At 76.9% G+C, this 9,038-nt stretch carries 6 protein-coding genes and 1 riboswitch; of the genes, 3 read left to right on the top strand and 3 right to left on the bottom strand.

Annotation, left to right across the window (positions count from 1 at the left end; translation table 11 throughout):
• The coding region (locus GCU69_RS07165; RefSeq protein ID WP_170315796.1) for an ATP-binding protein at positions 1-1,220 on the bottom strand (1,220 nt) is incomplete at its 3' end.
• A gap of 393 nt (positions 1,221-1,613) precedes the next feature.
• Positions 1,614-2,990, bottom strand: coding sequence for a helix-turn-helix domain-containing protein (locus GCU69_RS07160; RefSeq protein WP_218037905.1), 1,377 nt, complete (start codon positions 2,988-2,990; stop codon positions 1,614-1,616).
• A 105-nt stretch (positions 2,991-3,095) separates the two neighbouring features.
• Positions 3,096-3,286: riboswitch (cobalamin riboswitch) on the top strand.
• 387 nt (positions 3,287-3,673) lie between these two features.
• On the opposite strand from GCU69_RS07160, the gene cbiE reads away from it, so the two are divergent.
• The 3 genes from cbiE (at position 3,674) to GCU69_RS07145 (ending at position 7,413) form a co-directional block, all read left to right on the top strand.
• Positions 3,674-4,894 carry a precorrin-6y C5,15-methyltransferase (decarboxylating) subunit CbiE gene (cbiE, locus tag GCU69_RS07155; protein WP_156205439.1) on the top strand — a complete coding sequence of 407 codons (1,221 nt, stop codon included), beginning with the start codon at positions 3,674-3,676 and terminating at the stop codon, positions 4,892-4,894.
• Entirely contained in the window at positions 4,891-5,673 is a 783-nt protein-coding gene (cobM, locus tag GCU69_RS07150; protein ID WP_098755408.1) for a precorrin-4 C(11)-methyltransferase, read from the top strand. The genes cbiE and cobM overlap by 4 nt, the downstream gene beginning before the upstream one ends.
• Before the next feature lie 567 nt (positions 5,674-6,240).
• Positions 6,241-7,413 carry a peptidoglycan recognition protein family protein gene (locus tag GCU69_RS07145; protein WP_235978296.1) on the top strand — a complete coding sequence of 391 codons (1,173 nt, stop codon included), beginning with the start codon at positions 6,241-6,243 and terminating at the stop codon, positions 7,411-7,413.
• Between the two features lie 43 nt (positions 7,414-7,456).
• Here the strand turns inward: GCU69_RS07145 and GCU69_RS07140 are convergent, their stop codons facing one another.
• Positions 7,457-8,671, bottom strand: a complete 1,215-nt coding sequence (locus tag GCU69_RS07140; protein WP_098752429.1) for a cobalt-precorrin-5B (C(1))-methyltransferase — start codon at positions 8,669-8,671, stop codon at positions 7,457-7,459.
• Positions 8,672-9,038 lie beyond the last annotated feature (367 nt).

The raw sequence follows: 9,038 nt of genomic DNA, 5'->3' as shown, positions 1-9,038 counted from the left end.
TCCTCGGCCCGGCCCGGCCCGGGACCGCCGGCGGACGGGGCGTCCCCGGTGTCCGGTCCGGGCTGCCGGGACGCGGGTACACCGGCCGGCTCCAGGGTGTGCAGCAGGGCGTCGGGCACCAGGACCACGGCGCGCACCCCGCCGTAGGGCGACGGCATCAGGTCGATCTTGAGGTCGTGGCGCTCGGCGTAGCGGCCGACGACCGCGAGTCCGGTCTGCGGGACCTCGCCGAGGTCGGCGAAGCCGAGCAGCCGCTTGCCGGACGCGATCTCGCGGGCCCGGTCGAGGGTGTACTCGTCCATGCCGAGCCCGGCGTCGTCGATCTCGATGACGGCGCCGCGGGTCACCGGCCGGACGGTGACCTCGACATGGGTGGTCGGCGGGGCGCACTGGGTGGCGTTGGCGAGCAGTTCGGCCACCACGTGCACGAGCGGCTCCACGACGGTCGCCGCCGCCGCCACGTCCTGGTCGCCGGAGACCTTGACGCGCTGGTACGACACGATGCGGGAGGCCCCGGCGCGGACCACGTCGACCAGCGCGTGCGGCTTCTGCCACTGCTGCCCGGGCCACTCGCCGCACAGCACGGCCAGGCTCTGCGCGATCCGGGCCTGCTGGGCGGCCGCGTGATCGCCGCGCATGCCGGACTCCGCGACGTCGGGGAGGTGCGGGTGCCGGGCCTCCATGCCCGCCATCTCCTCCTGGATGCGGTGCGAGGACGCCTGGACCCGGCGGGAGAGGGCCACGACGACGAGGCGCAGCGACTCCTCCCGCTCGCGGACGTTCCGCAGCACCTGGGCGCCGGACACCAGCAGCTTCTCGTGCCAGCGGGCGACGGACTCCTCGGCCTCGGGGGGCTGCGCGGCCGGAACCGGCTCGCCCGCGAGGGCGGCGGGGAACCGCACCTCGGCGAGATGGCGGACCGTTTCCTCCCGCCGGGCGTCCTGGGCCGCGCAGTACGCCCGCCACTCCGCGTCGTGCCGCGCGGCCTCCTCGCGGCACGCCAGCATCTCGTGCTCGGCGTCGCGCAGTGCCCCGTGCAGCCGGTCGACGAGGGCCAGCAGAGCCGCGGCGGCGGCCGCGCCACAGGCCGCGGCCCACCCGGCGCCCGCCCCGCCGAGCGCCCAGGGGCCCGCGGCGGCGGCGACCGCGAGCAGGGACGCCGCGGGCCGGACCAGCCTCCGGCGGAGGGACAGGGGGGCGGTCGGGGGTGGTCGGTCCATGGAGCACCTTCACAGCGGACGGAGGGGATGTCGGTTCTGTGCGGGGGGTGGCTCAGCGGCGGCTGACGCGGTGGCGCGGTCGCGCCACGGGCAGGCGTCGCCCCGGTCGGGCGCGGCCTGTCACGGAGGGCCGGGGCGGCCGGTCCGGGCGGCGGGGAAGCGGCGGAATCGCTGCCTCCTCGGTGCCGTGGACGGCGCGGCTCCCGGTGAGCCGCGGCGGTGAGAGCGGCGGCCGTCCGTAGGCGAGCGCGCAGGTGTGCGACGCCGGACGTGTCACGCCGTAATCAAGAGAACACGGAGAGGAGTTGGAGTGCCAGCGGAGGCCTGTGGTCTTCCTGTGGTCTTCTCCCTGGTGAACCACGGAAACAGAACAAGGGTCGGTCACTTTCTGTCTCATCCGCTCAGTGCCCGTAGGCGTTCGTCCAGGGCGCGTACGGAACGGGTGGTGCGGTACGGCCGCAACAACCGGCGCACCGAGTCCAGCCGGGCGCGGTTCCGAGCCGAGGAGCAACCGGCGACCAACGGCAGCGCCTCCGCAAGCTCCGCGCAGGCCCGGTCCACCTCGCCGAGCCGCACGGCGGCCTCCGCCCGCCACATCCGGTAGGTGGTGCCGTCGCGCGGGCGGGACGGCGGCTGGAGGGCGAGCGCCTCGGTCAGCCGGCGGTCGCACAGCCGGTGCCGGCCCGTCAGCAGATGGCAGAAGGCCACCTGTGCGCTGTACTCGGCGCTGTCGAAGTACGCCGCCCAGCCGGGGCAGGGTTCGGAGGCCGCGCGCTCCATGAGGCCGTCGGCCTCGGCGAGCAGCTTCTCGCAGGCGGCGCGGTCACCGGAGAGGGCGTGCGCCCGGGCGTGCCGGACGGCCAGCATCGCGCGCACCCGGCCCGGCCCGCCCGCGGCGCACCGCCGCGCCGTACCGGCCAGCGCCAGCGCCTCGTCGGGGCGGCCGCACTCGGCGAGCTGAAGGGTCATGCACTTGAGCAGATTGGCCGCGGCCAGCCGGTCCCCGGCCGCGTGCGCGGCGCGCAGACCGACGGTGAAGTAGCGCTGGGCCGCAGCGTGGTAGCCCGCGTCGACCCCCGCCCACCCGGCGATCCGCCCCAGCTCGGCGGCCACCGACAGCAGGCGGCGGGTGTGCCCGCCGCCGTGCCGGCCCTGCCGGAGCAGAGCCGTCACCGTGCGCAACTCGGCGTCGGCCGGGGCGCGTACGCCACCGCCGCCCAGCTCGTCGTCCAGCCGGCGGAGCAGCGGCAGCCGCTGCTCCAGGGAACGCACGAGATCACCGGCGAACCCGTCCGCCGCGTCCCCCGCGGTCCCGGGCCCGGCGGACCCGTGTTCCGCCGCCCCGCCGGGCCCGGAACCGCCGCCCGGTGAGGGGGGCGGCAGACGCCCGGCCATCGCGGCGGCCGCACCCGCCGGGAGGACGGGGAACCCGCGGTGGTCCGCGAGGGCGTCGGCCGTCGTCAGCTCCAGCGCCCGCAGACAGCCTGCGGCGGTCCACTCCTCGTCGAGCCCGGCGCTGTCCCCGGCCGGCAGCCAGCCCGGCCAGGGGTCCGACCGCAGCCGGTCGAGCGGGACGCCCAGTTCCTCGGCGAGCGCCCGCTGGGTCTCCTCGTCGGGCACCACCCCGCGGTGCTCCCAGCGCCAGGCCTTCTGCCGGTTGGCGCTCATCCCGACCCGGCGGGCCAGTACCTCCACCAGGGCCTGATGGGTCCAGCCGCGGCTGCGGCGCACGTACGCGAGCGGGTGACTGAACGGAGCAGGTGCGTCCACGCGACGGAGCATAAGCCCGCGCAGAGCGCAGTCATTTTAAATGTCCGCAGCTCAGAGGGGGTTTTCCAGCCACCGCGGGAGCCGCTGTACGGGCCCGCGGCGGCATGAGGGAGGATGCTGGCCAGTTGACAGAACAAGGGCGGCGGGAACCAGGAAGCCGGTGCGAATCCGGCGCGGTCCCGCCACTGTGACCGGGGAGCGGACCCCCTCGACGCCACGGCCCCCCACCGGGACCGGAAGGCGGGGGCGAGCGCCGATCCGGCAGCCAGGAGACTGGCCCGCCGCCCACCGCCGACCCGGGGCGAGGACCCCAGGAAGAGGACCGCCATGCCCTACGGCAGCCACGGCCGCGCCCGGTGCCGGACCGCACCGGCGGACCCCGGAACCGTTCCGCGCGCCCGGAAGACCGGGACGCACCGGTGAGCCCGGCCGCCGCACGCCCCGGTGACGGCCTCGGCGCCGCCCCGGCCGAGGCCGAGCCTGCCCCGGCCGACGCCGGCCCCGCCCCGGGCTGCCTTCCCGAAGCCGAAGCCGGAGCCGGAGTCCGAGCACCAGCCCAAGCCGAAGCCGGAGTCCGAGTACCAGCCCAAGCCGAAGCCGGAGTCCAAGCCGAGGCCGGCACCTGCACCGGCACCGATGCCGGGACCGAAGCCGGCGGCGCACCGTCCGTCACCGTCGTCGGCATCGGCGCCGACGGCTGGCCGGGGCTCGCGCCCGGCTCCCGGGACGCGCTGCTCGCCGCGGAGGTCGTCCTCGGCGGACCCCGGCAGCTCGCCCTGCTCCCGCCGGAGTGCACCGGCGAGCGCGTGCCCTGGCCGTCACCGCTGCGCCCCGCCGTGCCCGGGCTGCTGGCGGAGCACTCCGGGCGCCGGGTGGCCGTGCTCGCCAGCGGGGACCCGATGTTCCACGGCATCGGCCGGACCCTGGCCGAAACCGTCGGTTCGCGGCGGCTGCGCGTGCTGCCCCACCCCTCCTCCGTGTCGTACGCCTGTGCGCGGCTCGGACTGCCGGTGGAATCGACCGAGGTGGTCAGCCTCGTCGGGCGCCCCGTCGCCGCGCTCGCCGCCGTCCTGCACGCCGGCCGGCGGCTGCTCGTGCTCAGCGCGGGCGCCGGCACCCCGGCCGATGTCGCCGCGCTGCTGCGCGACCGGGGCTTCGGGCCCAGCCGCATGACCGTGCTGGAACAGCTCGGCGGCCCCGGCGAACGGCACACCGAGGGCACCGCCGACACCTGGGACCACCCGCCCGGCGACCCGCTCAACGTCATCGCCGTCGGCTGCGTGCCGGAGCCGGGCGCGCCGCGGCTGTCCGCCGTACCCGGCCTGCCCGACGACGCGTACGAGCACGACGGGCAGCTCACCAAGCGCCCGGTGCGCGCCGCAACGCTCGCCGCGCTGGCACCGGCGCCCGGCGAACTGCTCTGGGACGTCGGCGGAGGATCCGGCTCCGTGGCGGTGGAGTGGATGCGCGCCCACCGCGGCTGCCGGGCCGTCAGCGTGGAGCGCGATCCCGGGCGGGCGGCCAGGATCGGACGCAACGCGGACCGGCTCGGCGTACCGGCACTGCGGGTCGTCACCGGCACGGCGCCCCACGCGCTGGCCGGACTGGAGACGCCGGACGCGGTGTTCATCGGCGGCGGCCTCACCACCCCCGGCCTGCTGGCGGCGTGCTGGGCGGCGCTGCCCGCGGGCGGACGACTCGTCGCCAACACCGTGACGCTGGAGTCGGAGGCCCTGCTCGCGCAGTGGTACAGCAGACACGGCGGCGAACTCCTGCGGCTCGCGGTGGCGCACGCGGCGCCCGTGGGCGGCTTCACCGGGTGGCGGCAGGCGATGCCCGTCACCCAATGGACCGCGGCCAAACCGGCCGGCGGCGATCTGCGGGAACGAGGAGAGAGACGATGACGGTGTACTTCATCGGCGCGGGCCCCGGCGCCGCCGATCTCATCACCGTGCGCGGACAGCGGATCCTGGCCTCCTGCCGGGTCTGTCTGTACGCGGGCAGCCTGGTGCCGCGCGAACTGCTCGACGTGTGCCCGCCGGGAGCCCGGCTGACCGACACCGCGGAACTGGACCTGGACCGGATCACCGCCGAACTGGTGCGGGCGCACGAGGCGGGCGAGGACGTGGCCCGGCTGCACTCCGGCGACCCCTCGGTGTTCAGCGCGGTCGCCGAGCAGATGCGGCGGCTCGACGCGGCCGGCGTCCCGTACGAAATCGTCCCCGGCGTCCCGGCCTTCGCGGCCGCCGCGGCCGCACTCGGGCGCGAGCTGACCGTGCCGACGGTGGGGCAGACCGTGATCCTCACCCGGGTCGCCCAGCAGGCCACCCCGATGCCCGAGGGCGAGGACCTCGCGACCCTGGGCCGCAGCGGCGCCCTGATCGTGCTGCACCTCGCCGCGCGCTACGCCGACCGCGTCGTGGCCGAACTCCTGCCGCACTACGGTCCGGACTGCCCGGCCGCGGTCGTCGCGATGGCCAGTCGCCCCGACGAACTGGTGCTGCGGGGCACCCTCGGGGACATCGCCGGCCGGCTCGGGGCGGCGGGGGTGACCCGGACCGCCGTCATCATGGTGGGCCGCACGCTGGGCGCCGAGCAGTTCGGCGACAGCCACCTCTACTCGCCGCACCGCGAGCGCGGCGCCGCCGGCCCGGGCGGGGGGCCGTGCGCGTCCGGCGGGTGACGGCGGCGGGTGCCCGGACGGTGCCCGGCGGGGGACCGACGGAGGACGCGGCGGGGACGCACGTACACGCGTACGGGTACGGGCACGGCGGAGGCAGCCGGGCCGCGGGCAGCCGCGCCGGGCACACCCGCGGCGGAGACACCCGCGGCGGACGCGCTGAGGACGCGCTGAGGAGGCACTGAGCAGAGGGCGCTGAGGAGGACTTGCGGCGAAGGCGCTGGGCAGGCACTGAACAGGCGCTGCGGCGGAGGCACCCGGGCCGAAGCGCGGGTGCCCGCGGTGAGGACACCCGCGGGGAGGCACCTGCGGTGAAATCGCCCGCGGGGAGGGGCCTGTGGGGAGGGGCCCGCGGGGAGGCGCCCGCGATGAAGGCACCCCGGTGAAGGCACCCCGGGCACGGGCGCCGCGGGGTCCGGCGGCGGACGGAACGCGATCCCGGTGAACCGGTCGCGGTGCTGATCCGTTCGAACGGGGTGCACGCACCGTTCGGCGCGGCGGCGGGCACCGACAGCCGCCCGTGCACCGCCCGCGGTGACCGCACCCACTGCGAAGAGGAATCACGACACCATGCCGACCCCCCACCCGACCCCGCCCGGCCCGAAACACCGCCGCCCGTTCGGCATGAGCCGCCGCGGCGCGCTCGGCGCCGCGGGCGCCGTGGCCGCAGCCGCGGCGGTCACCCCGCTGGCCGCCGCCGTGAGCGGTGACGAGCCGGCCGGCGAGGAGAATTCCGGCAGCGAGCGGAAGGAACGCGCCTTCCCCGCCACCCGCGCCAAGCTCGCCGATGACGCCACCCGGCCGGTGAGCGCCGACTTCCCGATCACCTATGTCGGCCTCGGCTGGCGGGGCCCGCACCGGGGCGCCCAGATCCGCTTCACCCTGCCCGACGGCCGGAAGAGCGACTGGCAGCGGGTGACGGCCGGATGCGCCGGCGGCCGGGAGGGCTCCGCCGGCGGCGCCGTGACGGCCCTGGCCGCCGCGCCCGACGCCACCGGCTACGAACTGCGCCTGCCCGACGGGGTGACCGAGGTCCGCGCCATGGCGCTCGACACCGTGCACGGGCCCCGGCGCACCACGAAGGTCCCGGCCGAGCGCAAGCGGATGCGCGGACTGACCTATCTGACCCGCGCCGACTGGGGCGCCGACGAGTCCCTGCGGTTCCTGCCGGACGGCACGGAGAACACGCCCACGGCCTTCTACCCGGCGCAGGTCATGACGGTGCACCACACCGCCACCGTCAACGACGACCCCGATCCCGCCGCCACCGTGCGCGCCGTCTACGAGCAGCACGCCGTCGCCAACGACTGGGGGGACATCGGCTACCACTTCCTGATCGACGAGGCCGGGCGGATCTACGAGGGACGCTGGTCGGGCGAGGACGCCCTGCCCGCACACGACTCCGACGGCAAGCTCGTCACGGCGTTCCACACCGCCGGGTACAACTCCGGCAACCTCGGAGTCGCGCTGCTCGGCGACTTCGTGGAGCGGGAGCCGACGGCCGAGGCCCGGGCGTCGCTGGTCGCGCTGCTCGCGGTGTACGCGGCGTACCAGGGACTCGACCCGCGCGCCGACGTCACCTTCGTCAACCCCGTCGACGGCGTCACCAAGGACACCGCCCTGCTCAGCGGCCACCAGGACTGGCTGACCACCGAGTGCCCGGGCGGGGTGCTCCACCGCGACCTGCCCGCGCTCCGCGAGGACGTGGCGGCCGCGACGGGCCGGATGCAGAAGAGGAGCTGAGGCAGCGGCCCGGCGGGGAGGGCCGGCCGGCGGCCGGACGCGGTCAGCGCGTCCGGCCGTCCCGCCCCGGGCCCGCCGGGGCGGCGCGTCCGACGACCGTGCCCGCGCGGTCGATGCAGATCACGTCGACCTCGACGGCCTCGCCGCGCAGCACGCCGAGCGCCGTCGCGCGCGCCGCCTCCGCGACCAGGTCACCGAGCGGCACCTGCCGTGCCGAGCACAGCTGGAGCGCCTCCAGACCGGTGTTCGCCCCGGCCACGGCGGCGGCCAGCTCCTCGTCCGCGCCACCGCGCCGGGCCAGTTCCGCGAGGAAGGCCTTGTCCACCTGCGACCGGCCCGAGTGCAGGTCGAGATGGCCCGCGGCCAGCTTGGACAGCTTGGCGAAGCCGCCCGCCACCGTCAGCCGGGGCACCGGGTGCCGGCGCAGGTACTTCAGCACGGCGCCCGCGAAGTCCCCCATGTCCAGCAGCGCGTCCTCCGGCAGCCCGTGCTCGGCCACCGCGACCCTCTCCGAGGTCGACCCCGTACAGCCCGCCACATGCGTACGCCCCGCCGCGCGGGCCACGTCGATGCCGCGCCGGATGCTGTCGATCCACGCCGAGCAGGAGTACGGCACCACGACGCCGGTGGTGCCCAGGATCGACAGCCCGCCCAGGATGCCGAGCCGCGGATTCCAGGTGGAGCGGGCGATCTCCGCGCCGTCGTCGACCGACAGCTCGATCTCGGCGTCGCCCGTACCGCCGTGCCGGGCGGCGGCCCCGGCGATGTGGTCGCGCATCAGCTGCCGCGGCACCGGGTTGACGGCGGGCTCGCCGACCTCCAGGGGCAGCCCGGGCTTGGTGACCGTGCCGACGCCCGGCCCGGCGCGGAAGACGACACCGCCGCCCGGCGGGAGAAGCCGCACCGTCGCCCGCACCAGCGCCCCGTGCGTGACGTCCGGGTCGTCGCCCGCGTCCTTGACGACCCCTGCCATGGCGCGGCCGTCCGGGCGCAGTTCCTCGGCGGCGAGCGCGAAGGCCGGGGTCTGGCCGCGGGGCAGCGTGATCGTCACGGGGTCGGGGAAGTCGCCGGTCAGCAGGGCGGTGTACGCGGCCGTGGCGGCGGCCGTCGCGCAGGCACCGGTGGTCCAGCCGGGCCGCAGCCCGCTCCGCTCCAACTGAGCCCCGCGCCCGCCGGCGGCCCCGGACCGCCCGGCCCCGCCCGCCGCTCCGGCGGCGTCGGAGGTGTGCGCGGTGCCCGCCGTGTCCGGGTTGGTCATGACGTGCTCCTGGGACGGCGGCTGGACGGTCCGGCAGTTGGCCGCGGGCCCGGCAGCGGGTTCGGCAGGCGGAGTGGTGGGCGGTGCGACCGCGGGTTGTCCGGTCGCGGGCCCGGCCGGGGGTGCGGTGGGCGGTGCGGCCGGTGGCGCGGCCGGCTGTGCGGTTCCGGCGCCGGGCCGCCCGGACGCCGAACCGCCGGGCCGGTGCTCCCGGCCTCCGGGACCGGGGCGCCGGACGGGACCCCGGGCCGGACACAAACCCGGACACAAATCCGGACACGAATCCGGACGCGGACACAGGCACGGGCACGGCCCCGGACACAGGCACAGGCACGGCCCCGGACACAGGCACAGGCACGGCCCCGGC

It is taken from the genome of Streptomyces lycii, assembly GCF_009735685.1.
Classification (GTDB): domain Bacteria; phylum Actinomycetota; class Actinomycetes; order Streptomycetales; family Streptomycetaceae; genus Streptomyces; species Streptomyces lycii.
Note: the sequence above shows the minus strand (reverse complement) of the source record. Positions and strands in the feature narration are given on the sequence as shown.